General features: G+C 44.5%; 22 protein-coding genes. 10 read left to right on the plus strand and 12 right to left on the minus strand.

What is annotated here, in order from left to right; all coding sequences use genetic code 11:
* Window positions 1–141 precede the first annotated feature (141 nt).
* From ACHUFW_RS13915 to udp, 4 genes are all read right to left on the minus strand, one after another.
* The gene (locus ACHUFW_RS13915; RefSeq protein ID WP_394203946.1) at window positions 142–1083 is read right to left on the minus strand and encodes an SPFH domain-containing protein; all 942 of its coding nucleotides are present in this window, start codon (window positions 1081–1083) and stop codon (window positions 142–144) included.
* Entirely contained in the window at window positions 1080–1997 is a 918-nt protein-coding gene (locus tag ACHUFW_RS13920; RefSeq protein ID WP_394203947.1) for an SPFH domain-containing protein, read from the minus strand. Before ACHUFW_RS13920 ends, ACHUFW_RS13915 begins: the two co-directional genes overlap by 4 nt.
* 21 nt (window positions 1998–2018) lie before the next feature.
* On the minus strand, window positions 2019–2483 hold the full coding sequence (locus ACHUFW_RS13925; RefSeq protein ID WP_394203948.1) for an NfeD family protein: 465 nt from the start codon (window positions 2481–2483) through the stop codon (window positions 2019–2021).
* Between the two features lie 181 nt (window positions 2484–2664).
* Window positions 2665–3423 carry a uridine phosphorylase gene (gene udp / locus ACHUFW_RS13930; protein ID WP_394203949.1) on the minus strand — a complete coding sequence of 253 codons (759 nt, stop codon included), beginning with the start codon at window positions 3421–3423 and terminating at the stop codon, window positions 2665–2667.
* Between the two features lie 426 nt (window positions 3424–3849).
* Between udp and ACHUFW_RS13935 the strand changes: the two genes are divergently transcribed.
* Entirely contained in the window at window positions 3850–4074 is a 225-nt protein-coding gene (locus ACHUFW_RS13935; RefSeq protein ID WP_394203950.1) for a YdcH family protein, read from the plus strand.
* A 95-nt stretch (window positions 4075–4169) separates the two neighbouring features.
* On the opposite strand, the gene ACHUFW_RS13940 is transcribed toward ACHUFW_RS13935, so the two are convergent.
* The gene (locus ACHUFW_RS13940) at window positions 4170–4625 is read right to left on the minus strand and encodes a hypothetical protein (RefSeq protein ID WP_394203951.1); all 456 of its coding nucleotides are present in this window, start codon (window positions 4623–4625) and stop codon (window positions 4170–4172) included.
* A gap of 204 nt (window positions 4626–4829) precedes the next feature.
* Between ACHUFW_RS13940 and ACHUFW_RS13945 the strand changes: the two genes are divergently transcribed.
* From ACHUFW_RS13945 to ACHUFW_RS13960, 4 genes are all read left to right on the plus strand, one after another.
* Window positions 4830–5663: a mechanosensitive ion channel family protein gene (locus ACHUFW_RS13945; protein ID WP_394203952.1), complete on the plus strand. Its 834-nt coding sequence runs from the start codon at window positions 4830–4832 to the stop codon at window positions 5661–5663.
* A 284-nt stretch (window positions 5664–5947) separates the two neighbouring features.
* On the plus strand, window positions 5948–6973 hold the full coding sequence (locus ACHUFW_RS13950) for an outer membrane beta-barrel protein (protein WP_394203953.1): 1026 nt from the start codon (window positions 5948–5950) through the stop codon (window positions 6971–6973).
* Between the two features lie 196 nt (window positions 6974–7169).
* Window positions 7170–8105: a LysR family transcriptional regulator gene (locus tag ACHUFW_RS13955; RefSeq protein ID WP_394203954.1), complete on the plus strand. Its 936-nt coding sequence runs from the start codon at window positions 7170–7172 to the stop codon at window positions 8103–8105.
* Complete coding sequence (locus tag ACHUFW_RS13960; protein ID WP_394203955.1) at window positions 8102–9046, plus strand: LysR family transcriptional regulator; 945 nt, start codon at window positions 8102–8104, stop codon at window positions 9044–9046. The genes ACHUFW_RS13955 and ACHUFW_RS13960 overlap by 4 nt, the downstream gene beginning before the upstream one ends.
* Here ACHUFW_RS13960 and ACHUFW_RS13965 read toward each other — a convergent pair.
* Window positions 9041–9925 (minus strand): radical SAM protein, encoded by an 885-nt coding sequence (locus tag ACHUFW_RS13965; RefSeq protein ID WP_394203956.1) that lies wholly within the window; start codon window positions 9923–9925, stop codon window positions 9041–9043. The two genes, ACHUFW_RS13960 and ACHUFW_RS13965, sit on opposite strands and share 6 nt — an antisense overlap.
* Window positions 9926–10380: 455 nt before the next feature.
* Window positions 10381–10842, minus strand: a complete 462-nt coding sequence (locus ACHUFW_RS13970) for a GNAT family N-acetyltransferase (RefSeq protein ID WP_394203957.1) — start codon at window positions 10840–10842, stop codon at window positions 10381–10383.
* 198 nt (window positions 10843–11040) lie between these two features.
* Here ACHUFW_RS13970 and ACHUFW_RS13975 point away from each other — a divergent pair, with 198 nt between their 5' ends.
* A complete protein-coding gene (locus ACHUFW_RS13975; protein ID WP_394203958.1) occupies window positions 11041–11769 on the plus strand; it encodes a YebC/PmpR family DNA-binding transcriptional regulator in 729 nt (242 codons plus the stop codon).
* A 336-nt stretch (window positions 11770–12105) separates the two neighbouring features.
* Window positions 12106–13140: a DUF4382 domain-containing protein gene (locus tag ACHUFW_RS13980; protein WP_394203959.1), complete on the plus strand. Its 1035-nt coding sequence runs from the start codon at window positions 12106–12108 to the stop codon at window positions 13138–13140.
* Between the two features lie 191 nt (window positions 13141–13331).
* Here the strand turns inward: ACHUFW_RS13980 and ACHUFW_RS13985 are convergent, their stop codons facing one another.
* The 3 genes from ACHUFW_RS13985 to zntR all read right to left on the minus strand — a co-directional run bounded on the left by ACHUFW_RS13985 (window position 13332) and on the right by zntR (window position 17575).
* Window positions 13332–15332: a multiheme c-type cytochrome gene (locus tag ACHUFW_RS13985; RefSeq protein WP_394203960.1), complete on the minus strand. Its 2001-nt coding sequence runs from the start codon at window positions 15330–15332 to the stop codon at window positions 13332–13334.
* A 474-nt stretch (window positions 15333–15806) separates the two neighbouring features.
* A complete protein-coding gene (locus ACHUFW_RS13990) occupies window positions 15807–17093 on the minus strand; it encodes an SO_0444 family Cu/Zn efflux transporter (protein WP_394203961.1) in 1287 nt (428 codons plus the stop codon).
* A complete protein-coding gene (gene zntR / locus ACHUFW_RS13995; RefSeq protein WP_394203962.1) occupies window positions 17093–17575 on the minus strand; it encodes a Zn(2+)-responsive transcriptional regulator in 483 nt (160 codons plus the stop codon). Before zntR ends, ACHUFW_RS13990 begins: the two co-directional genes overlap by 1 nt.
* A 714-nt stretch (window positions 17576–18289) precedes the next feature.
* Between zntR and purH the strand changes: the two genes are divergently transcribed.
* From purH to ACHUFW_RS14010, 3 genes are all read left to right on the plus strand, one after another.
* A complete protein-coding gene (purH, locus tag ACHUFW_RS14000; RefSeq protein WP_394203963.1) occupies window positions 18290–19879 on the plus strand; it encodes a bifunctional phosphoribosylaminoimidazolecarboxamide formyltransferase/IMP cyclohydrolase in 1590 nt (529 codons plus the stop codon).
* A gap of 176 nt (window positions 19880–20055) precedes the next feature.
* Complete coding sequence (purD, locus tag ACHUFW_RS14005; protein ID WP_394203964.1) at window positions 20056–21348, plus strand: phosphoribosylamine--glycine ligase; 1293 nt, start codon at window positions 20056–20058, stop codon at window positions 21346–21348.
* 405 nt (window positions 21349–21753) lie between these two features.
* Window positions 21754–22506, plus strand: a complete 753-nt coding sequence (locus ACHUFW_RS14010; protein WP_394203965.1) for an SDR family oxidoreductase — start codon at window positions 21754–21756, stop codon at window positions 22504–22506.
* A gap of 39 nt (window positions 22507–22545) precedes the next feature.
* Here the strand turns inward: ACHUFW_RS14010 and ACHUFW_RS14015 are convergent, their stop codons facing one another.
* Both ACHUFW_RS14015 and ACHUFW_RS14020 read right to left on the minus strand, forming a co-directional pair.
* On the minus strand, window positions 22546–23352 hold the full coding sequence (locus ACHUFW_RS14015; RefSeq protein WP_394203966.1) for an SDR family oxidoreductase: 807 nt from the start codon (window positions 23350–23352) through the stop codon (window positions 22546–22548).
* 109 nt (window positions 23353–23461) lie between these two features.
* Window positions 23462–26050, minus strand: a complete 2589-nt coding sequence (locus ACHUFW_RS14020) for an EAL domain-containing protein (protein WP_394203967.1) — start codon at window positions 26048–26050, stop codon at window positions 23462–23464.
* Window positions 26051–26382: the final 332 nt, after the last annotated feature.

Below are 26382 nucleotides of genomic sequence, written 5' to 3' on the forward strand. Positions count from 1 at the left end.
GTAGCTTGCCTTTCCATCAGTACCTTACGCCTTTTTATTGTTGTCATTATAGCATTGGCTGAGCCAAGCTTTCCCATAAAAAAAGCACTAAACTGATTAAGTCTAGCGCTTTTTACTGAGTCAAGTCACCTAACAAAAGGCTTATTTTTCAGGTTTTTCTTCGGTTAACCCTATGCTGTCCATCCAGTGGTCAAAGTCCATCATATTTCCTGGCAGTACCACTTTGCTGGCATTGTCACTTAAACCATCAAACTGCTTTAAGTACTGCGAGCCTAATTGCAAGCGCACCACATTTTTACCGCCAGGTGCTGAGATAACCTCGGCCATACGCTCAATCGACTCGGCGGTGGCTTTGGCAATGGTGAGAATCTCCTCCGCTTTACCTTCCGCTTCATTAATCCGGCGCTGCATTTCACCTTCAGAGTGGTTGATTGTTTCGGTTTTTATCCCCTCTGAGCGATTAATCTTACTTTGCTTGTCACCTTCACTTTTGGCCAATAAGGCGCGACGTTCTCGCTCTGCATTCACCTGCATTTCCATGGCGTTTTTTACCGTTTCTGGCGGTGTAATGTTTTTAATTTCGTAACGATGAACGCGAATACCCCACATAGCGCCAGCCTGATCGAGCACTTCAACCACTTTGGCACTGATCAAATCCCGTTCTTCAAATGTGCGGTCTAAATCTAGGGTTCCGATCACTGAGCGTGTGGTGGTTTGCGCCAATTGAATGGCTGCATAACGGTAGTCCGTCACGCCATAGCTAGCTTTAACAGGGTCAACCACAGAGATATAAATCACCCCATCCACTTCAACATTGACTTCATCGCTTGAAAAACACTCTTGCGGCGGCACATCAATGGTCTCTTCTTTCAGATCATGAATGTACGCCACTTTATCGACAAAAGGCACTAGGGCATGGAAGCCGGCATCGAGTGTCGAGTGATACTTACCTAAGCGTTCAACAATGTAAGCTGATTTGGTCGGCACTAAGCGAATCGACTGAAACAACTTAACAATGAATACCGCAAAAATCAGTCCCCAAATTCCCATTACAATGAGATCAGTATCTACACCTGCTATCATGAGCGACCTCCTTTAACCGTATTGGTTACCTGCTCCATCCCTTCAAAGAAACCTTCTAACTTGGCAAGCTCTGCCGGTACCACTGAAATATCAGCTTCATTAAGTACCTTGCCAACTTGACCAATAAATTGCTCTTTGAGTTGCATATTCATCGCTTCATTACCGCCATTAACCGCCAGTGCTGACGAAACGAGCGCCATCGCTTCAGCTTTGGCTTTGGCCACAATGGCAATTTCTGCCGCGGTGCCTTTTGCTTCATTAATGCGTTTTACTTTTTCACCCTCTGAAAGGTTAATCGCCTCTTGTCGCTCACCCTCTGACAAATTAATCATGGCCGCCTTTTCTGCGTTAGCTAAGGTGATTTCCGCGCGCTTACTCCGCTCAGCTTCCATCTGTTTTTCTAGCGTGTGAATCACTTTTCTTGACGGAGTGATGTTCTTAATCTCGTAGCGCAGCACTTTGATCCCCCAAGGATCCGATGCTTTATCAATCTCGCGCACAATTGACTCATTTAGGCTATCTCGCTCTGAGAAGGTTTGTGACAAACTCAGCTTACCAATCTCTGAACGCATCGTTGTTTGCGCTAAGTTCACCGCTGCTAACCGGTAATTTTCAATACCGTAGCTAGCAAGGCGACCATCCATGACTTTTAGGTACACTAAACCATCAACTTCAAGCTGAGTATTATCCTTTGAAATACAGCTTTGTGGCGGAACATCTAACACCTCTTCACGGGTATCGTGTCGGTAAGCGACACGGTCAATGAAGGGCACAAGAAAATGAAATCCTGGCTGTAACACCACCCGAAACTTGCCTAAACGCTCAATGACGTTGACTTCGCGCATCGGCACAATTAACAATAATTTGTACAGGATAAACAATACAAACAGTACAACTAAGGTAAACACAAACATAGATATCCTCCCTTTCTATGATTAAGCCTTAGGCTCTAAAATGGGTTCTACCACTAAGGCAATATTTTCTCGGCAAATCACTTTCACTTGCGTACCAGCTTCGATTTCACTGCCATCTCCCAATGCACTCCATTCTGTGCCCTGAAATTCCACTCTGCCCTGCTTCTGTCCCGGGCCTATTGTTTGTTTAACGATGGCGGGTTGGTTATAAAGATCGAGTTCTTCATCAGTATTATCAACATGGGCATCACCGCCGATAAGCCTTTGGGTCACATGTCGAAAAGCCAGCAGAAGCACCATCGAAGTAATGAACCAGAGTGTTAGGGCTTGCACAAATCCTTCGACAATACCAAAGGTCAACGCGCCAGCGACAATAAGACAGGCGGCACCAATTAAAATCACAATACCACCAGGCACAATGATCTCAGCCAGCATTAATATAACGCCAATTACCGCCCAAATTAGAATGGGATTAGTTAGCTCCATATTTCCCCCTTTAAGAGCATTGCTACTACTATCCACTGTATCAACTAAGCCACCACCTTACGACATAATATGTCAAAAAGCCATAGTATCGGTTTTGTTCAAGCAAATAAAAAAGGTGCGCTAGGCACCTTTTATATCATACTGAGCATGCAGTAGTGTGTTGATTATCAAAACGTTACATTTAGCTCAATAATTTCTTAGCCGCGGCCACAACAATCGATACAGCACTGGTTTCAGTCTGCTTCATGGTCACTTCATCAGGGATCTCTTGCTGGGTACGATTAACAATAACACCGGCAACACAAGCCGCTCGCCACCCTTGGGATGCACACATGGTAAACAGCGTCGCTGACTCCATTTCATAATTGAGCACTCCCATCGCCTGCCATTCACTCATTGAACCTTTAAATCGGCTTGTGACGCGGCCCGAGACTGTGTCATAACGCTCTTGGCCAGGGTAGAAAGTATCTGACGATGCGGTAATACCAATGTGCGGCTCAAGACCCGCTTCGCGAGTCGCAGCCACCATCGCAGTGGTACAATCAAAGTCGGCAACGGCGGGGAATTCCATTGGTGCAAAATGCAAACTTGCCCCATCTAAACGAACGGAAGCTTGCGTAACAATCACATCACCGACATTAACTTGAGGTTGAATCGCCCCAGTTGTGCCTACTCGCAAGAAAGTGTTAACGCCTAATTGAGCCAACTCTTCAACCGCTATTGAGGTTGATGGCCCACCAATACCAGTGGAGCATACCACGACAGGTTTTCCGTCAATATAAGCCAAATAGCTGGTGTATTCGCGGTGGCTAGCTAAAAACTTAGCATTGTCCATCAACTCGGCAATCCGTTTAACTCGCTCTGGATCACCTGGAACAATTGCAATCGTGGCGCCATCGAGCATTTGCTTGGTTAAGCCTAGATGAAATACGTCTGACATTTTGAAAACCCCTTTCAATTTTGAATTTAAAATTCTTCTAATTTCGACTGTAACCTACTATCGAGGCAGATAAGGTTAACCTGATCACACTTTTACTGCCAGTAGTGAGATATTTGGTTGTAATAGAGTTACCAAACCGTTTCTACTAATGATGGGATATTGAACAATCAACTATAGCAAACTCGTTGCACCTCATGGGGAATTTACACTCAATGTGATCCAGCTCAATAAAATGATGATTTACCTAACGCATAAAACAAATAATTCACTAATAAACAATAAGTTATTTTTACTGGGATGATTTTTTTTGATTAATTAACCATCAAGTGACCTACATCACGATTTTTAACGCCAAAGCGCGCTAGTTTGAAGCTAGAAGCAATGAGAAATCACACTGTAAACAATAAATAGAGAGGGACTAACATTATGTTTCCAGAGTACCGAGACCTGATCCGCCGCCTTAAAACTGAAGACGCGCACTTTCTAAAAACATTCAACAAGCACAATGAATTGGATGATGAGATAAAAGAACTAGAACTTCATCCATCCAGCGAATTTACTAATGAAGTCCATGAGCTGAAAAAGCGTAAACTGCTATTAAAAGAAGAGATTTTTTTGATGCTCAAAAAAGCGCCACAGCGGCCAAATTAATCTTCATTGTTGCCAATAAGCAACATTGGCTCCAAAACGAACAATACAAAAAAGGCACCGCTAAAGGTGCCTTTTACATCTTAACTAACCCAAAGTTAGTTCAACGCCTTAGCCAATTCATCTGCATCTTCAAAGATTTGAATATCGACAATTTTTAAGTTGTCGAGCGTGATCAAGCTGGCTTTATCTTTCTCGCCCGGCAAAGATTTAGTCACTTCGCCTTCGCGATCCAGCGCCATCTTAAATGGCAGATCTTTCATTCTAGGTACTGCAACAAACTTAGCGATAAGTGATGGCATACCACTGATATCGGCGACATAAACGGTAGTGGCTGGGGTGTTGTCACCATTTGCCTCTAAGGCTGCTTGGATGATCTCACCACCTTTCATATTTCGGCTAAATAGTAGCTGTTGAGTTTGGCTATCAACACCAATTTGCTGGTCAAACTGATCTTGGAACTCCATTGAATCAATGGTTGCACCTTGTTCTAAAATAGCAGCATTAGCCATGCTAAACCATAAGCTACACACAACGACAATAAGCGCTCTCATCCAAACTCCCAAATTTCAGTAAATAGTGATTAAGATTAACGGATAAGCACATTAAGCTCACGGGAAACATAGTTTAATCATGATCTAGTTCACGGCAATTATCCTAGCCGTTACATAATCATCGACTTAGCTAAAAATTATTATCAAGCGCTTTAATTTTGAGTAAGCTTACTGTTAACAGTTTGCTTGATTCAGGTCGTAAAAATGGATGAACTCGGATTAGAACAAGAACTACAACACCTCAAAGGAACCTATCAGTTCGTTGCCGATTTATTAGTGCAATACAGCTTTAAGTTAGTCGGTGCCATCATCATCTTTTTGCTTGGCCTTTGGCTAGCAAGCAAAGTATCAAAGCTTGTATCACGTCAATTTGAAAAACACCAAATAGACATTACCTTAAGTAACTTTGTCAGTAATTTCGTCCGTATACTAGTCATCATCATGGTGGCGATTGTCGCCCTAGGCCAATTGGGCATTAGTGTCACGCCTATGGTGGCAGCTATCGGTGCCGCCTCTTTGGGTGCAGGCTTAGCGATTCAAGGCATGCTGTCTAACTACGCCGCGGGCATCACTATCATCGTCACTCGCCCCTTTGTCGTGGGTAATACCATCACAGTGAAAGAAGTGACTGGCGTTGTGCAAGATATCTTTCTTGGCAAAACGGTACTCACCAATGAAGAAGGCGAACACATCAGTGTTCCCAACAAGCATATTGTTGGCGAAGTGCTGTATAACTCGTTTGAAAATAAACTGGTAGAAACCCAGTTTACCCTAAGCTACGATTGCGACCCACAGCAGGCAATATCCAGTATTGAAGCGGTGTTAAAAGCCAGCCCTCAGGTCTATCAAGAAAAAGCCTGCCATGTCGGTATCAATGACTTTGCCAGCGTCGGCTTTGAAGTTGGAGTACGTTATTGGGTGGCCACTCAACGTTATTACCAAGACAAATACCAAACCAACATGGCTATTTACAGCTCACTAAAGCAGCAAGGGATAAACATCGCTTGCCCAGTGAAAGAGATTCATCTCAACCATTAAATGCTATCACTTGCTCATCTCCACACTGCATAAGGAACTCTTTTAACCACTACGGTTAAAAGAGTTCCTTCATTGTCACGCGTAAAGACATATTAACTGTATATGTCAATGTCAGTAAGGTCTTTTAAGTACCTTACTGCCGCTGTCACCCACCCGCTATTCATAAGTGAAACAAATAATACCTATAAGTATCACTCTATCGCTTCCAAGCCTAAAAATCCCCACAATGGCCCCACTAAATCGAAATACATAATAATTTTAATTTTCCATTCGGGAGCACAAAGATGAAAAAAAACATACTATCTACAGCATTAATTGCAATTTTTTCAAATACATCTGCACTAGCTGCAGATATTGACAATACATGGTACTTGGGCGCAGGAATTGGCCAGAGTAACTACGAAAATGTCAGCAGCACAGGCAATGGCTACCTCAGTGATGACAGTGACCTTGCTTGGAATGCACTTGTTGGTTACCAGTTAAACAAATACTTTGCGATTGAAGCGGGCTGGCAAGACCTGGGAACTTTAGACGACAGTCATATGCGCACAGACCTAGGCCAAAACATTGAAGCAAAAGGCTTCACATTAGGCTTAGTCGGTACATTACCTTTAAGTGGTAAGTGGTTCCTTACTGGTGAAGCCGGTGCGATGCAGTACCACCTAGGACATCAAATGGATCGTAGTCATTATGTCAGTGCGACGGACACAGCGCCTTACTTTGGTGCGGGCCTTGGTTACCAATTTACCGATGCACTATCTATTGCTGCCAAATACCGTCGCTATAGCGGTATCGACGAAACCGCATGGAATACAGCCAATATGGATGCCCAAACAATCGGCATTCAAATGACCTATCGTTTTGGCGTCAAACCAACACAAACTGCGGTCGTTTTACCAGCAGTAATAAAAGAAACTAAACCTATGCCTCGTCCAGAGCCTAAATTTGAAACCAAAGTTGAAAAACACAGCATCGCACTATTATTTGGATTTGATTCAGCAGAGCTAACACAAGCTGCACAAGCTAAGCTCGATGAAGTAGTACGTCTTTCTAAACAACAGGATACTGACGTTATCATGCTAGAAGGCCAAGCAGATAATCAAGGGGATGCTACCTATAACCTGATGCTGTCTGAACAGCGTGTTCAGCAAGTTGAAAGCTACCTAACGGCCAAAGGTGTACAAGTTAACAAAATTGAAAAGCACGCATCAGGAGAGCAGGAAGCTCACGCTAATTCCCTTAAGGAACGCGCCCTTGAACGTCGTGTCATACTCACCTTAACCAGTGAAACTAAAGTTCGTGTTTCTTAATCAGTGCAAACCCCAGTTGACCGTGTTAATGCTGAGCTGTATCTGTTTGTTATAATTTAAACAGTACCTTAGCAGTTGTTTGTGGTCCCTAAGGCCAAGGACTGGCCTTTTTTACCTTCCTTGAGCAAGTCACTTTGCTAGTGTAAAAGTTTCAATTATAGTCAATCGGTTACCTTTATTTTATAGAGCCAGCCGCATGCCATTAAAACACCATTTTGATCAGCTCAAAAATTGTGATCTTAATTTACTCATTGCACTTTCAGTGCTGTTAAAGCTGGCGCACGTATCAAAGGCGGCTGCAGAGTTAGGGTTATCCCAATCAGCCATGAGCCAAGTACTTAAACGGTTAAGAGTCATGTTTGACGATCCCTTGCTGGTTAAAAGTCACCAAGGGATGACCTTAACCAACAAAGCACTGGAAATATCAGGCGAACTAGCACCTCTACTTAATAATGTCTTGGAGATAATTGAAGGTGACGATTTCCACCCTGCAACCGCCAAAGGACGTATTCGTTTTATTATGAACGATGCCAGTATGCAGCTTTGTATCGAACCGTTGCTGGTAAAGATGCAACGATTAGCTCCCAGCATTGAGCTTGAATATATCACCCAACGTCGAGATGGCTTTCAACTGCTAAGGCGAGGCCAAGTGGATCTCATTGTGGGTTTCTACGATATTGTACCAAAGCCATTATCCAGTGAAGTAATTGGTACTAGCCCCTGGCAACTATTAAGTTTATCTCAACCGATGCAAAAGCAGCAAAACAGGCAAACAGCGCATTTAAAATTACTGCGCTACCAATATCAAGAACAAAACCAAAACCATTTAATTAATGCTTTAAAAGGGATCAGTGCCGAAGATGCTAGTTATGTGCTTACTTCTGGCTCACTCGCAACCATGGTACAAGCATTAAGTTGCCACAATACTGCCACACTGCTCCCCCACTACATCACCCAAGTGTTAAGCGAAAAACACGCGGCCCACACATGCTGGCTAGGGGATGCTATCAATTTGGATCTTAAACTGTGCTGGAATCAGCATAGCCGACATAGCCAGCTTCATTATTGGTTTAGACAAGTATTAAAACAAGTGTTGATTGAAAACCTCAGCATTCAAGGTCAGGTAAAATGAACCACTCAGATCTTAAGATAATCCAACAATGTGACTTGAACCTGCTGCTGAGTTTAGCGGTATTAATTGAAGAACAAAGCGTCTCAAAAAGTGCAGAACGCCTGTCTATTTCTCAGCCTGCAATGAGTCAGAATCTAAAAAAACTGCGAGTTTTGTTCAATGAGCCACTATTTGTGAAATCAGGTCAAGGCATTAAAGCAACCGAAAAAGCCGTAGCCTTACTCCCCAAGCTAAGAGAATGGCTGCAAATGAGCAGTAGATTGATATTACAACAACCATTCGAACCTGCAGAAATTCATGGTGTTATACGCATTGCCTTTATGGACGATCTAACCCAGAAAATGGTACCAATGATGATAGAAAAACTATTGTCTGACGCGCCACATATTGAATTGGAGTTTATTCATAAACCCAAAGATCTATTTACCATGCTAGAGTCTGGCGAACTTGATATTGCAGCGGGAGGCAAAGAAAATCCGCCAGCTAATATTTATGGCCGGCAAATAAATACCGATATCTATTGCGCTGCCTATGCAAAGCATCACCCACTAGCCCAAATAGCTAGCCCCAGCCTACAACAGATTTTTAGTCATAATACTGCAGAGTATTCCGCTTCAAATCTAGTTGAAGATGAGATTAATTCGTTGGCTCTGCGCCATGGTTTAACACGAAAAGTCACCTTTTCTAGTGCATCGATGACCGTCATGATGCATGGCCTGTTAGCAGGCCAACACGTGGGGTTTATCCCCCAAAGAGCACTCAATTATCCCGATTGGAAACACAAGCTCAATGGCATCGCTTTACCCCAGCTACCGCAACTCAATAGCACCTTATATTGGCATGCAAGAGTGCACAAGGATCCGTTAATTCAGTGGTTCAAAAACAGTATCCTAGACATGGTGTCCAATCTAAAAGCCCAAGGCACTTTACCCAAATTATAAGCCGCGTTGCCACTCTTGCCGCAGCGAAATGCTGCTGGGTTGTTCAATTGCTTGGTCAATTTCGGCGAGTAATCTGCTTTTGTCTTTGCCAAGAGTACCTTTTAGCACGAGATAATTTGAAGCATGATCTGAGCGAAATACGGTGCGCTGTAGATCGAGATTATCCATCAATAAACGCATTTCATTAAACAAGCCCTGCTGATCTGGCAGTTGAAATTGGCCATCAAAGCCATCATCCATACGCTGCTGGCCTAAAGGAAATGACACCACTAATGTTGAAAGATATTCAGGCTGGGCTTGATTCATCAACTTGGCCGAATTAATGGCATGCTGCTCAGAAAGTTGCGTGCCGCCTAAGCCATTAAGGATCATTACCGAGGCCTTTATTCCCGCAGCTTTTATCTTCTGCAATGCCACTAATGAAGAGGCATAAGTTTCACCTTTATCGATCCGTGCCAGTACTTCATCATCGCCACTTTCACAACCAACATATAGCAGGCTTAATCCCAACTCGCGCAGCCTTTCAAGCTGCTGGGGGGTCTTATTGTTCAAATTTCGTGGCAAGCAATAACTGCTAATTCGAGTGACTCTTGGCAGCTTTTGCTTGATCAGTAAACATAACTCCTCTAGGCGCTTAAATGGCAAACTCATCGCGTCACCATCGGCTAGAAACACCCGAGTGATAGGCACGCCTAACATCAATGTTTTATCAATTTCAGCGCTTACGATTTCAATTTTTTGCGCTCTAAAGCGTTTCTGTGGCTGCGTATACATGTCGCAAAACCGGCATTTATTCCAGCTACAACCATTGGTCACTTGCAATATCAGTGACTTCCACTCAGATGGGGGACGAAATACCGGTTCAATGTAACTTAACATGGGAAACACCTTTGTTGATAAACACGACACCAATAGTGAGCAAGCTCATAAAAGACGAAGTTAAAATCTAAAAAACCAGCAATTAATAGTCCATTAATCTTTTATTCAGCTTGTTATCGATAAAATACCACTGCCAATTACGCCTACATAATTTGGCTGATGCTATATTTTTAGCAATGACATATAAGCTGCATTAGCTTACATACGCAAAATAATAACGAGAGTCTAATGACTTTTGGAGCTGACTTTTTTGTTCCATAACCGCAAGATAGATACGCGCAGATACGAGCAGTTACCGTAGGCTAGTGCTTTATCATATTGTGTTAATATCTACATCGAAATATTCGACTGTTATGTGGATAAATCATCAGCAGAACCTTGCTATCACTGGTAGCAAGATTCATTTGGAGCTAACAGCATTTAGCTCAAACTAAGGAGCACACGCGTGTGCTCCTTTATTTTGCTTGGCGCTTTAATAGCATATCGATATGTGGGATACCGTCTTCCAAATACCCAGCTGAACATGCCTCAAAGCCTTGCTGACGATAAAAGGCTTGTAGATGTTGCTGTGCGCCAATTTTAATATCATGTTGTGGCCAATGCTCGCTAGCTATGGCAATCGCCCTTTGCATCAGTTCATGAGCAACCCCCTGACCTCGCACCGATTGCGCCACAATGACTCGGCCAATACTGGCTTCTTTATAGCTAACTTCAGGAGCTAACACACGCGCATAAGCGACCATTTGCCCCTGTTCACTATAGGCAAACAAATGCTGAGTAGACGGAATACGGTCTTTGTCATCGAGCTCAGGATAAGGACAAGTTTGCTCTACAACAAACACATCTACCCGCAATTTTATCAGCTCATATAATTGATCGAGATTGAGGGCGTGAAAACTATGTTGATGCCAAATCATCTTTGTACCTAGTACAGTTATTTTGTCTGTTGCCACTATAGTTGTGATGACTTAACAGAGGCAATCACCTTTGAATAAAAACTTAAAAATAAGCCATCTCAGCATGATTTTACGATAAACCAACACCAGCCCTGCAAAAACGCGATTAAAGCTGCTAACATTGCTAGCAATTTTTTAAGCCAACGAGATTTAGCAAAGATGGGAAGAGCATACCAAAACCGCAAAGAATCTATGGCGAAAACCGCAGGCCAAAAAACTCGCCTCTATTCGCGTTATGGAAAAGAGCTATACGTTTGTGCCAAAAATGGCGGTTTCGATCCAGATGGAAACCTTGCACTGCGCCAAATGATCAGCAAAGCCAAAAAAGACCAAGTCCCTGCACACGTTATCGAACGTGCGATTGAAAAAGCCAAGGGCGGTGGCGGTGAAGATTATGAAACTGCGCGCTATGAAGGTTTTGGCCCAGGTGGTTGCATGGTCATTGTTGATTGCCTAACGGATAACGGCAAGCGTACTTTCACTGAAGTGCGCCAAGCATTCGTTAAGAATGACGCTAAACTTGGCGGTCCGGGTACCGTAGGTCATATGTTTGATCATCAAGCCGTATTTGCATTTAAAGGCGATGACGAAGAAGCAGTACTCGAAACCCTAATGATGGCAGATGTTGATGTCACCGACATTGAAGTTGAAGACGGCATAGTGAGTGTATTTGCACCGCACACTGAGTTCTTCAAAGTCAAAACCGCACTGACTGATGAAAACGCAGAATTAGAGTTCGAAGTAGAAGAGATCTCTTTTATTCCACAAACCATGACTGACGTGACCGATCCAGAAGTGATCGAGCAGCTAGAGAAGTTTCTTGCCGCACTAGAAGATTGTGATGATGTTCAGAACGTTTATCACAATGCGGAGTTACCTGCTGCATAGCAATCAGCTTTATGATTTAAAAAGGGCCTTATTGGCCCTTTTTAAATGCCTCCGCTATTGGTAAATCGCTAAAAACCTAGCTCAATTTTCTGACACCTGTCACTGTCTTGACGAACTCACCATACTTTCAAACATCAGCCCAACCTTAATTAAACGAGTTATTATCAAATCAACCTAAAACTCAGTCATATCGAGGGTTTGAGCTAGATTTATTGCGGAATTAGTCTATGCTTTAACCAGCAAAAATATCGATAAAGTCAACAAATATCGTAACCTGGAACGGCAAGGTTCACCGCGCCGCCATTGATTCCATACGCTTAATAAATGGTAGTAAAGATGACATATTCAAAAACTCTCTTAGCACTGTCAATTAGTGCCCTTCTAGCAGGCTGCGGCAGCAGTGATGATGATAACTCCTCTCCAGAACCAGAAATGGGAACTTTTAATTTGGCAGTATCTGACAATCCTGCGGATGCCAGTGTGGTAAACATTGCTTTTAAACAAGTGGTTTTAAAGAGCAGTGACGGCTCAACATCTTTCGATGTTTCTGAAAACGGTGAGTCGAAACATGTAAATTTACTTGAGTTTCAAGGCCAAGAGGTAGAAACCTTAGTCAGCGGTCAAACGCTGCCAACGGGTGAATACCAGATGTGCATCTACATGGAAAATAGCGAAGTTGCTAATACAGATAGTTCCTACGTACAAACCATGGATGAAACCATTGCCGGCTTAACCACCAACAGTAACGGAAGCTGTGGCGGTGTTGGCGCCGATGATGAAAATACCGGACGCCTTTTCTTCAATAAATCTTTTACCATTGCTGCGGGTAATAATAGTTTTGTTGCTGAGTTCAATTTAGCCAAGGGCTTGCAAGCACCGCACGGCAACAAAGATTATTGGACCTTAAAACCCACATCCGTGCAGTTAGTCAATGTATCAGAAGTGGGAGCGATTAATGGCCAAATAAGTCCAGACACCATAGCAGCCTGTGAAGCTGCAGCAGGAGGGTCAGAGTTTAGTACTGCTGTCTACCTTTACCCAGTAGATACTGCCTTGGAAAATATGGCAGATTTTCGCGCCGACGCTGATCTACTAACGCAAGTCGCCCCTATCACCTCTGCGCGCGTTAATGAGATAGTCGATGAAAATGAAGCGGTTATCGGTCACGGCTATGAATTTGGTTTTGTCGTCGCCGACAGTTATGCCCTTGGCTACACCTGTGTGGCTCAAAACGATGATCCTGAGGCCCCCAATAGCCCCGATGATGAAGTTAATCCTTTCTTCATTCACATCGATGAGCAAGCAGTGATTGTCAACGAAGGCGAAACCACTGAGCGTCACTTTCCTCAGGCCTACGTGCCTAGCGCCTAGTCTTAGTGACACATACTAAATAAAAGGGAGCCTAGCTCCCTTTTATTGTCTAACTACACGACAAAAAAAGGCCCCGCAGGGCCTTTTACTACTGATGTTATCTTCATTGAGCCACGCCACTGTAATGACAGCCTGCAGGGTAGCCACACCTAGGAGCGCGACTCAATCAAGTTTCAGTTTTTGACGTCCAATTAACGCTCGAATACGTGGAACTTCTCAATACCGAAGGTCTTACCTTCAGCGTGACAAGTTGCACAAGACTCTGCGGTAGGTTGGGTATACCAAAGCTCTCCAGCGACTGCATCAATCTCACCACCATTTTGCTTCATGTGGTTCAACGCTTGCTCGTCATTGTGACACGCAAAACAGTTCGCCGTGATTGGGCTCGCCATGGTGTTACGTGCACCGCCATTGAAGGCGCGGGCGAGTAGATACTGGTTTGGCACTTCATATAGATCGATACCATCAGCGTGACAAGCAACACAGTTATCTGCGTTCAACTTAGTGGCAGAATTAGGGTTGCCATCTGGATCATTTGCGGTGCTGCCAACGCCCCAGTGCATACTATGTACCATAGGACCAAAGCCTGGTGCAGAGTTTTTCGCACTACGGTTTTGACCGTTGTTATGACACGCTACGCAATCTAGGCCACCCTGTTGATAACTGCCATTTTTATGATAGTTATTCTCACTATTGTGACATGTCGTACAACTATCGTTAGTTACCGCAAGACGACGGTCATAATCACTAACTACAGTAAAGCTTGGTGCTGTTGTATTGATGTCAATATCATAGAAGTTTGTTGATGTAACTTCTGAATAGGTCGTTAACGACACGCCCGTGTAACCTGCGGCATCGCCATCAACTTCACCTAGACCAAAGGTCACACGGCTACTAGCCATAAAGTTACCCGACTTAAAGTCAGTACCATCAGAGCCTTCAAATTCTAGAAGACCAGGGAAACAGACTGAGCGGCTACCATCTTCTCGCTCAACATATTGATCTGAACCACGACCAATTGCACGGCCAGTGATGGTGCTATGGTTGCTATCATAACCATGGATATAGGCACCCGCATAGGTCAAGGTCTTATCGGCATACAGGTCGGCAATATTGAGCTGTGTTTCAGTTTCATCAACCGTTGCGAACAACTTGATGTTGGTACACACGGCACCTGTTGCACCACCATCCCATGATACATTGGCATCCCAATATAGCGCTGAGGTTTCAGTATGGTGAGTTGCGCGAGTCTGTTGACGTTCGGTGATTTTGCTCACATTTGCGTGCATCTCACGAATATCAAACTCGTTGTAGCTGTTGATGTTCAACACTTCAGCAGAACCTGGAGCGTGACAATCAACACAACCATTACCCGTGATACTGGTGTTTCTTACTGGCTCTGCGTGACAGGTGTAACAGTTAGTTGGCTGGAAATCACGGTCAAACTTCTGGTGATTGATGTGGCCAATTTTCTGCAGAGTATTTCTGGCGTAGCCACCATTCTCATCGTTTCTTGAGGTGTTGTTGTGACAAACTAGGCAGCCTGCAACCAGATCAGTTTCACCATCAGTGTTGATCGCTGTATAGCTAGCATGACGACGAGTACCCGCCGCATAATCTACGTGACATGATTGACAGGTCGCCGTAGTGGTAGAGTGAATATTGTCAGCCTTGTTTACCACCAAAGGTAAACTGCGCGCGATACCGCTGTCTGATGCACCACCCACACGTAACCAAACAATACCTTCGTCACCAGCAGATACGTTTTCCATCGGCATCACAAAGCTATAGTTACCCGCTTCATTAAGCTCTAAAGATGCACCTTCTGGGTTGCTGTCACTCGTTGCATCGTAAGTTCCATAACCACCATTAGTTCCTTCGCCCGAACGACTAAGTGCAATGCCTTTGTCGGTATTCACAGCAAATTTAGCTTCCGCTTTTTGCAGTGCATCGATCACCAATCCATCTTCATTCAGTGCCTGAAATTCGAATGAAAGTTGGCCATCAGCGATCACATGATTAATCATCTCAATAGATGTTACAGTAGAGGTATCAACTGTAGGTGGCGGAGTTGGTGTACCTGGCGCACCATCCTCACCGTCCGCACCATCTTTACCATCACTACCACAACCTGTAAGGCCTATAGCCCCTGCAACTATCAAAGCTAAATAACGCTTATTTAAGCCTTTCATCGCCACTCCTAAATTCATCATTTTTATATGTACGATCTAACTCCCCCAATAATTACCTTATAAAAAAGAAGGAAATTAAATTGACCCCTTTGGCGATATAGTGAACTAAGTCATAAGAATAATGAAAAAGAAATCAGACAAAAAACATAACTAGAACAAATGCATAAACAAAAACAGTAAACCACAACACACATAAAACCATTTAGTAACCGCACAAGCATATTGAGAACACCTGTATCAATTAACGTACACTGAAGTCAAGCTGATCAAACCTGAAATGAACTCCATAACAAATTGAAATATAATAATAAACATGAACACCTAATTAAGCCCGGCTTAATTTAAGCTAACCTCGAACCTTGTCAAGCCGAAATTAACTTGATTAGGCTCGTTTAGTTAAAGATGTAATGAAAATATATCAAATAAAAAAAGCACCAACTTGGGTGCTCTTTTAGATCGATTCCTAAAAATTATTTACGAACAGCAATCGCGACGCCACCAACCTTTAGGCAGCTTTTCAAGCAAGACTTTTAACATTAATATTGCTAATACAATACCCGAACCATACACCACTAAATCCGGCAATAGATTATACTCTTCTCCCACTTGTGGCATCACCACAAAGCCAAAGGTATCGACTAAATAATTCACTATAATACCTGACACTAGCGCTACACCGAGCACGCCACCTAAATAACCATAAAGCGCGCGTTTGCCTAATTCTTTGGTCACCACCCCTAAGGTTGCAATATTCGTTGCAGGACCCGCCAGCATAAACACCAGTACCGCCCCAGGTGAAACACCAGCCAATAGCAGCCCTGCTGCAATTGGGGTTGATGCGGTTGCACAAATGTACATAGGTACAGAGATCAATACCATCACCAACATCGCAAGAATGCCATCGCCCCACTTCGCCATAAAATCACCTGGCACATAGGTTTGAACAAGTGCAGCGAAGAACAAACCAATCAACAACCAAATGGTGGTATCACGTACTAAATCCGTTGCTGCATAATGCAAACCTTTACCAATTCGAGCAACCACCGACGTGCCTTTTAGCTCACTGGCAATATCTTTGGTTGACTCACAGCAACTGTCTGCATCTTTACTTGGCGCTTTACTGCAACAAGAAGCCGCTGTCTCGCTGTGTTTGGTTGTGGTGCCCAATTTTAACGCTGTCGCATTACCTGCTTGAGCAGGCATCGCCATCATTGGCGTAGCGGGTGCTGGCTTAAAACTGCTTGTTTGTTTCGATGCACAGCAAGCGCTTTGCTTTGGTTTCTCCACCGGTTTGGTTTTACTGCAACATGATGATGATGATATTGTTGCCGCTCCGTCATCAGTATTGTGTTTCGCAGTGACAGGCGCATCATCTCTGCCAACTAATAAGCCAGCCACAATCGCACTGGTAATGGCTGCGATTGGACGCACTATGGCCATGAAGGGGCCGAGCAACACATAAGAGACACTCACCGAATCGATACCAGTTTCTGGTGTCGATACCAAAAAAGAAGTCGTGGCTGCTTTTGATGCTCCTGAGCGACGTAAGCCCACTGCCGCTGGAATCACACCACAACTACATAACGGTAAAGGCGCTCCCAGAACGGCTGCTTTAACGGTAGTTGTCACCCCGTGACCACCTAATTGCTTCTGCATCCACGCCATAGGGACAAACATTTTCAATAAGCCAGCGAGCACTAGCCCTAGCAGCAACCAAGGTGCTGATTCTAAAAATAGATGAACAAAATTACTTAATAACATTACAACACCTTCGTCTTACAACTGCTTTTATACTGCTCGTCACTATGTTGGTGAGCGTGATTTTCACAGCGAACTTGTTGGCTATTGGTTTCTAACGCTTCTAATATGGAGCAATGCTCAGCACTTTCAGGGCCACCACAACAAGCCTGAGACAAACTGCTTAGTGAGCGCCTAAAACGCTCAAGCTCAGCAATTTTCTGCTCAACATGTGCCAGCTTATCGTCCACCATGCCTTTAACATCTGCACATGCCCAATTGGCTTTATCTAGCTCAATGGACAGCAGCTCTGATATTTCCGACAGAGTAAAACCAACAGCTTTAGCCCGCAGAATAAACCGCAAACGGTCGGCATCACTGTCGGTATACATGCGGTATCCAGATTCAGTTCTTGATGACGGCGCCAATAACCCATGTTTTTCATAGAATCGTAAGGTATCGGTTTTCACTTCACAGGCTTTTGCTAATTCACCAATTCGAAACATACCCCTCAAATCCCCTATTACACTTGGCTTTATCGCCAAGATAGTGATTATACCAATCAGCATAAAGATGTGATCGCTCAGCGAGAGTTTAGCGCTTTTGCGACAAGGTCATTAAATGCTCCTCGATAACTGCTCCTGCGTTACTCTACCTCCTATATCCCTATAGTCGTGCATTAATGACATTCACCACATCTGACCTCCAGGGATGGAGGAAATGTCTTATGACTGTCTGGAACAGTCAAGACCATGTGGCTTGCAACGAATGAAGGACATAGTTACTCTACGTTCAAGTTCGTTTACACAGTATCAGAAGTGCTAAAACTCGCCCTTTGGGCTGCCTACTTCTTCGTTGAATAACTTCCCAACAGAGCCACTACTACTTAAGTTATTCGTCTCGAACTCGTTTGCCAAAAATAGCTCTGAGTAGATCACTTTCTTTTGCCGATTGGTATTAGTATAAACCTTAGAGTTTAATCAAAGGTCAAGCCTTATTATCAACAAAAAATCATCGCTGTGCCTGTTCGCATATGCGTATTGTGAAATCGCGCAGAAAAAAACAGCGTGAAAGGCATTTTTACGGTAAAATACGCGCGCCTCGATGGACGGGAATCAAAATTGAGGGACTTTTGGAAAGCAGAATAACCACTTATGCGAGATCATTTGTTCTGTTTTCCGAAAGATCCTTAAATATAACTACTGGACCCTGTACCCAAAATGAATAATGCCAGACCCATTCGTCGCGCGCTGTTAAGCGTTTCAGATAAAACCGGAATCCTTGAGTTTGCTAAAGCATTGCATGCCCAAGGCGTAGAACTGCTTTCTACTGGTGGCACCGCCCGCTTGTTGGCAGATAATGGTGTGCCTGTCATTGAAGTGTCGGACTACACTGGTCACCCAGAAATCATGGACGGTCGCGTCAAAACATTACACCCTAAAGTGCACGGTGGTATCCTTGCTCGCCGCGGTGTTGATGAAGCCGTGATGGAACAAAACAACATCAATCCAATCGACTTAGTCGCCGTCAACTTATATCCCTTTGCAGACACAGTCGCAAAAGAAGGTTGCACCTTAGCGGATGCCGTGGAAAACATCGATATCGGTGGCCCGACCATGGTGCGCTCAACGGCGAAAAACCATAAAGATACCACTATTATTGTTAATGCTAGCGATTACGACCGTGTTATCGCCGAAATGCAAGCCAATAACGGTAGTACCACATTGGAAACACGTTTCGATCTAGCGATTGCGGCATTTGAACATACCGCTGCCTATGATGGCATGATTGCCAACTACTTCGGCACTAAAGTTCCAGCGCATAGTAAAGATGAGTGCCATGAAGATTCTAAATTCCCACGCACTTACAATACCCAATTAGTCAAAAAGCAAGACTTGCGCTACGGTGAAAACAGCCACCAAACTGCAGCCTTCTATGTTGACACTAACCTTGATGAAGCCTCTGTGGCTACAGCGGTTCAGCTGCAAGGTAAAGCACTGTCATATAACAACATTGCAGATACTGATGCCGCACTAGAGTGCGTTAAGGAATTTGATGAGCCAGCGTGCGTTATCGTTAAGCATGCCAACCCTTGTGGTGTAGCCATTGGTAAAGATTTACTTGAAGCCTACAACCGTGCGTTCCAAACGGATCCGACTTCAGCTTTTGGTGGCATTATCGCCTTCAATGGTGAGCTTGATGCGGCAACAGCTAGTGCGATTGTTGAACGTCAGTTCGTTGAAGTCATTATAGCCCCAACTGTAAGCCAAGCGGCCCGCGACGTGGTTGCAGCTAAAGCCAATGTACGTCTACTTGAGTGCGGCCAGTGGAGCAACAAAACCACCAGCCTTGACTACAAGCGCGTTAATGGTGGTTTGTTGTTACAAGACCGTGACCAAGGTATGGTCGGACTGGACGATGTCAAAGTGGTATCGAAGCGTCAGCCAACCGAAGCAGAAATGAAAGATTTGATGTTCTGCTGGAAAGTCGCCAAGTTTGTAAAATCAAACGCGATTGTTTATGCCAAAAACAGCATGACTATCGGTGTTGGCGCAGGTCAAATGAGCCGAGTATATAGTGCTAAAGTGGCTGGAATTAAAGCCGCTGATGAAGGTTTAGAAGTACAGAACTCAGTAATGGCATCTGATGCTTTCTTCCCATTCCGCGACGGTATTGACGCCGCTGCTGCTGCAGGTATTAGCTGCATCATTCAGCCTGGTGGCTCTATCCGCGATGAGGAGATCATCGCCGCAGCTGACGAGCACGGTATGGCAATGGTATTTACTGGCATGCGCCACTTCCGCCATTAAATAGTAGACGCGAATTAAGTGGTAACCTGCTTCTTTCGCGCATAAACAAAATTGATTTTTAACGTTTAGAGCAAGCCATTTTTCCTAGACCAAAGAAAGCATGTTCACGTATCCCAATACATGAACATGCTTGATGTAAAGATAGGTAAAGTGGCGCAGCTATAAAAGGTAAAGATATGAAAGTATTAGTTATTGGTAGTGGCGGTCGCGAGCACGCGCTTGCTTGGAAAGCGGCACAATCAGCACAAGTTGACACAGTTTACGTCGCGCCAGGTAATGCAGGCACTTCGCTTGAACCTAAACTCGAAAATATCGACATCAAAGTCGAAGACACCGCAGCCCTTGTTGCTTTTGCCCAAGAGCAAGCGATTGCCATCACTATTGTGGGCCCAGAAGTGCCATTGGCACTGGGTGTTGTCGACGCATTTAACGAAGCTAAGCTACCTATCTTTGGCCCAACACAAGGGGCTGCGCAGCTAGAATCTTCAAAGGCCTTCACCAAGGACTTTTTAGCTCGCCATAATATCCCTACTGCGGCGTATTCAAACTTCACTGAAATTGCTCCAGCCAAAGCTTACGTGGCCGAAGTTACCGCCACTACTGGCTTCCCAATTGTGATTAAAGCTGATGGCCTAGCCGCTGGTAAAGGGGTCATCATTGCCGCTGACCAAGCACAAGCTGATGCAGCCATTGAAGATATGCTAGCAGGTAACCGCTTTGGTGATGCCGGTTCTCGCGTGGTCATTGAAGAGTTCCTTAAAGGTGAAGAAGCTAGCTTTATTGTCATGGTTGACGGTAAAAATATTCTTGCAATGGCTAGCAGCCAAGACCATAAGGCCCGCGACAATGGCGATCACGGTCCAAATACTGGTGGTATGGGCGCTTACTCTCCTGCACCTGTTGTTACCCAAGCCGTTCATGACTGGACTATTGAAAATGTCATTCGTCCAACCGTTGATGGAATGGCAGCTGAAGGCAATGTGTACACTGGATTCCTATACGCAGGCCTAATGATTGCACCAGATGGCAGCGCTAAAGTTCTGGAATACAACTGCCGCTTTGGTGACCCAGAAACTCAGCCTATCATGATGCGTCTGAAGTCGGATCTGGTTGAGCTATGCCTTGCTGCAACCCGTGGCGAGCTTGACAAAGTCACGGCTGAGTTCGACTCTCGTGCAGCTGTGGGTGTAGTTATGGCTGCTGGTGGTTATCCTGATGCATACCGCAAGCACGATGTTATTGATGGCCTAAGCTTAGGTAACAACGACGCTAAAGTATTCCACGCTGGTACCGCGATGCAAGACGGCCACGTAGTGACTAACGGCGGCCGTGTATTATGTGCTACAGCACTCGGTAATACCGTCACTGAAGCGCAGCAATCAGCATACGGACTTGTCGATGCTATCCACTGGGATGATGTGTACTTCCGTACCGATATTGCCTACCGCGCTATCGCTCGCGAAAGCTAAAAAATTAGCCACTTAAGCGACGACTTAAAGCCCAGCCAAGTGCTGGGCTTTTTGTTGCCTTAAGGGATACAGTTTGGCTACATTAATACCAATCGGCATAAGAAAGTGATCTACTCAGAGCTATTTTTGGCAAACTAGTTCGGGACGAACAACTTAAGTAATAGTGGTTCTATTGGGAAGTTATTCAACGAAGAAGTAGGCAGCCAAAAAAGCTCCCAAAGGGCGGGTTTTAGCACTTCTGATACTGTGTAAATGAACTTGAACGTAGAGTAACTATGCCCTTCATTCGTTGCCTTGTCTCAGAAGCACTAAACTCTCACTGAGCGATCACATCTTTATGCCGATTGGTATAAAGAGCTAAATAAACACAATGTTTCATTAAATTTAGTCACCCAAGGATAGCTAATGAACAAACAAAAAGTGGTGTTGATTACCGGCGCAGGTAGAGGCATTGGCGCAGCAACAGCTAAGCTTTTTGCTGGCAAGAACTATGCCGTTTGTATTAATTACAAAAGCAATGCCGAGGCCGCCAACACAGTTGCTGAAGAGATTATCCATAATGGTGGAAAATGCATTACAGTACAAGCAGATGTGGCTAGTGAACCTGAGGTAGTAAGACTATTTGAAACCATAGACAAGCAGTTGGGCCCTCTGTCTGTATTGGTCAATAATGCGGGTATATTGCGCCCCCAATCACGCCTAGAAGATATGACTGCTGACAGAGTTAACTCACTGCTCGTCAACAATGTCACTAGCTACTTTATTTGCAGCCGAGAAGCAGTTAAACGCATGTCGACCCGTCATGGTGGTAGTGGCGGCGCTATTGTTAATGTCTCATCGGGCGCAGCCCGTTCCGGTTCACCCAATGAATATATTGACTACGCTGCATCTAAAGGCGCCATAGATACCCTGACCAAAGGTTTGGCATTAGAAGTTGCAGCAGAAGGGATCAGAGTCAACTGCGTGCGTCCAGGGTTTATCTATACCGACATGCATGCCGATGGCGGCGAACCTGACCGCATAGAAAGGCTTAAGCCCATTATCCCCTTGCAACGTGGCGGCTATCCTGAGGAAGTCGCCGAAGCTATCTATTGGCTAGCATCTGATAAGTCCGCTTTTTCTACCGGCAATTATGTAGATATTACCGGTGGTATCTGACGCTATTAACTTATTGAAATCAAAATCTATAAGCTAACATCAATGCCCAGAGGCAATCGCCTTTCGGGCAATGTTGTCGATGAATTTCGGCGCAATAAGTCTAACCCAACGACCTAAACGACCACGTACTGAGGTGATCATGGTGCGGTGACGCTTTGCTATCACAGGTAACATCATTTGCGCGCAGGCATCTGCGGTCATTATTTTTGCTTCCTGCATCGGCGTTGCACCGAGTGGTTGACCTTGTCCATCTAACGCCCGCTTATGAATTTCAGAGACCACAAAATCGGGACAAATCGTAGTGACAGCAACATTGTCATCGGCCAGTTCGATGCGTAACGAATCAAAAAATCCCATCACCGCATGTTTTGAGGCGGCATACCCTGACCGCGTTGGCACACCGGTCAATCCAGCGACAGAAGCCACCACAACCACCTGTCCTTGTGAGGCTTTTAGACTAGGTAACGCGCAATGAGTCAACCGCGCAGGCGCAATATAGTTGACCTGCATAAGCTTATCTAAAATCGATAAGTCACTGAGTTCATCGAATCGCGACCACATGGTCATACCGGCATTATTAATCAAAATATCTAAACGACCGTACGTCGCCATGCAAGTATCAATCAATTGCTGGCACTGTGAGGTATCGGTAACGTCTGCAGAGCAAACCGTTGGCAAGGGGTAACCATTGGTTGCAATCTCGTTGGCTAACGAGTCGAGTCGCTGTTGATTACGGGCGGTGAGCAGCAACTGGCAACCTAAAGGTGCCATGGCTTTGGCTAATGCGCGTCCTATGCCTTCGGAAGCCCCGGTAATGATCACTACTTTGTCATGTAACTGCTGCATCGTTTAATCCCCTTCATGCGTCAAACTCACCCCAATGGGCTAACTTCACACAGGGATTGCTAAACTTCAAGCCTTAGCTAACTGATTGGAATAGTGACATCAATTGAATTTATGCAATCGCTTTAGCTGAGATAGGCACCACTTTCTTCTGATAAAGATCAAGGCTTTGCGGACGACCGATGGCATAACCTTGCGCATAGTTAATCCCAATCACATCGAGCTTATCAATGATCTCTTGATTCTCAACAAACTCAGCAACGGTCTCAATTCCCATTACGCGGCACACATCATGGATAGATTTTACGATAGCAAAGTCCTTGGCATTACTGGCAATGGTTTTTACAAAGCAGCCGTCGATTTTAACGTAATCGACTGGCAGCTCCCGCAAATATCCATATGACGCAAAGCCGCTACCAAAATCATCTAACGCGAACGCGAATCCGAGTTTACGAAGTCGATTAAGCATATCCATGGCACGGTTGCGATTTTGAATGGCACTGGTTTCGGTTATTTCAAAACAGATACAGCTACTGGGAATATCAAAACGTCTTAACTGCTCAGCGATATAGTCCACCATGCCTTCAGCGCCTAGACTATTGCCAGACAAATTAATCGAAAGACAATGATCAGCCCACAGATGTTCATTCAGCGACAACCATAAAAAGGTTTTTCGAATCACCTCTTTATCTACGTCAGTCATCAACTTAAAACGCTCAGCGGCGGCAATAAATTGTGCCGGAGACAATATCCGCCCACAAGGCTCTTGGATCCGCAATAAGATTTCCATGCGTCGCCGAGATGTTGAATCCTGCATACTTTTAATCGGCTGATAATAAAGTAACAACTCGTTGTGCTCGATAGCCTGGGCGATCCGTACCGCCCACTTGGGAGCATTTCGTTGGTAATTAAGATCTTTATCTTTGTCATCATAAAAATGGATTTGATTACAGCCTTTCTGCTTGGCTGCAATACAGGCAATATCGGCATCTTTGAGCAACTCTTTGGCATCAATAAATGGCGCTCTGGCTAATGCCACACCGGTACTAACGCCAACGCGATAATGACAACCTTGATACTCAAGCACTTGTAAGGTGATAGCATGGATGATCTGTTTGGCTAATTGGGCCACCTCAACGGCACTATGATTGCGCAATGCCAAGCCAAACTCATCACCACCTAACCTAGCCAATAATCCATCATCATCAACACAGGACTGAATGGCCTTGGCTACCATTTTCAGAATCTGATCACCGGCATTATGGCCGCATGAATCATTAATTAATTTAAATTGTTCCAAGTCGAAGTAACACAAGGCAACAGTCTGCGAGCCTTGACCAAAATCAGCTAACTTCTGTTCAAACGCGCAGCGATTAAGCAGTGAGGTCACAGGGTCGTAGCTCAAGCGGCGGCGCAGTTGACGGGTTAACAGCTCTTCTTGAGTGATATCTCTAAGCACAATCACCGTGCCAATAACAGCTTGTTGATGATCCCTAAGGTAGTTGATACTGCGCTCCATCACTTTAGGACCACCAGCAAGCACCTTTATTTTACTGACAATCGGTTTAGCCGGTTGTTGCCTTATGGCAAGAAAAATCGCTTGCTGTATATCGCTATCATCGCGAAGCAATGTCGCCATCGAGATGCCACATGCTTGTGCATTGGTGGTCGCCAGTAGTTGCTCCGCTTGACGATTGAGATAAACCACTTTGGCTTGGGTATTAGTAAGGATAACCGCTTCAGCAATCGATTCGAGTGTGGTTTTAGCGCGCTCTTTTTGCAGAAATATTCGCTCAAGTAGCCGATTGACACTGGCCGCCATCACAATGAGTTCGGCGCAGCCTTGGCCTTGTAATTGACGATAATGAGTGGCATTAGGGTCAATTTGATCAAGCTGCTGCATCAAATGTTTAAAGGGTCTAATAATACTCTTACGCAACCATCCATAGCCCAACACTAAAAGTAATATGCCGGCCGCTATGATCAGGTAAGTGACCCAATCATATTTAAGCTCGACTTGCTCAAAGGCGCTTTGTGCAAAGTCGACTTGTAAATGCAAAGTCTCTGTGGAAGTCAATAACGGTACACTAAGATCGGCAGCATAGCTGTGCTGCTTCTTACTGACTTTATCAACCGCCGGCCCAGCTAATAACGCAATATGATTAACTAAACCGGGTAGGCCATATTTTTGCAGCTGACTTGATGCGAGTTTACGCGCCATCAATACCGAGCTAGTACTGGAAATCGGTACGGCACTGACAATAAAGTCACGCTCTTCGCTGCGATATAATCCCGATTTTGGTGCTTGCAGACCGATAAGCTCAGCTGCAATTTCCTCTAATTGGTTAATTTGCAAATCGCTGTAGGCTGAAGAGAGTGCGGTTATTTCGTGGTTTTCATCAACAAGGTATAAACCAAATTGATCACCTAACTGGCTTTGCTGCCACGCCTGATCAAAACCCGCCCGCTGCTTGGAGGGAAGCTTGGCAATAGGCGCGGCATAAATTTGGGTAAGCAATGCAAGCTGACGAATATCACGTTGCAATTGCTCTTCAATATTTTGCAGCTCGGTATTAAAGGCATTAAGGCGTAACTCAGTAATGCGATGTTCAAACCAAAAGCTCAGTGCAGACGAAACCACCACGATTGCGGTTAGACAAAAGCAAACTACAAAAATGCCTAATTTTTTGCCAATGTGCATGTTAAATCATGGTGTCCTAAGTTAGCTGCTACGTCCCCACAGGTGTGAGGAGCCGCAAGCAAAATACAGCAAATACTCAAGGGTTAAAACCACTGAGATTCCGGCCGTTGCTTTAATAGGCAGTAGAGTATGATATTTGACACATTCCGCTTTGATATAGCGCATTAGTTAACTAGATTATGCTGGTTAACTATCGATTTTTAGACCTTTTTCGCAGAAAACTCGCCAAACGCAAAATGTGAAACTTTTGTTATAAATAGGACACAAATCGGTGAGATTGGTCGCGCACACTTAATCCTGTTCTCAAATAAAACATCAAACAGGAGCTCGAC

The organism is Shewanella waksmanii, from assembly GCF_043643685.1.
Taxonomy (GTDB): Bacteria; Pseudomonadota; Gammaproteobacteria; order Enterobacterales; family Shewanellaceae; genus Shewanella; species Shewanella waksmanii_A.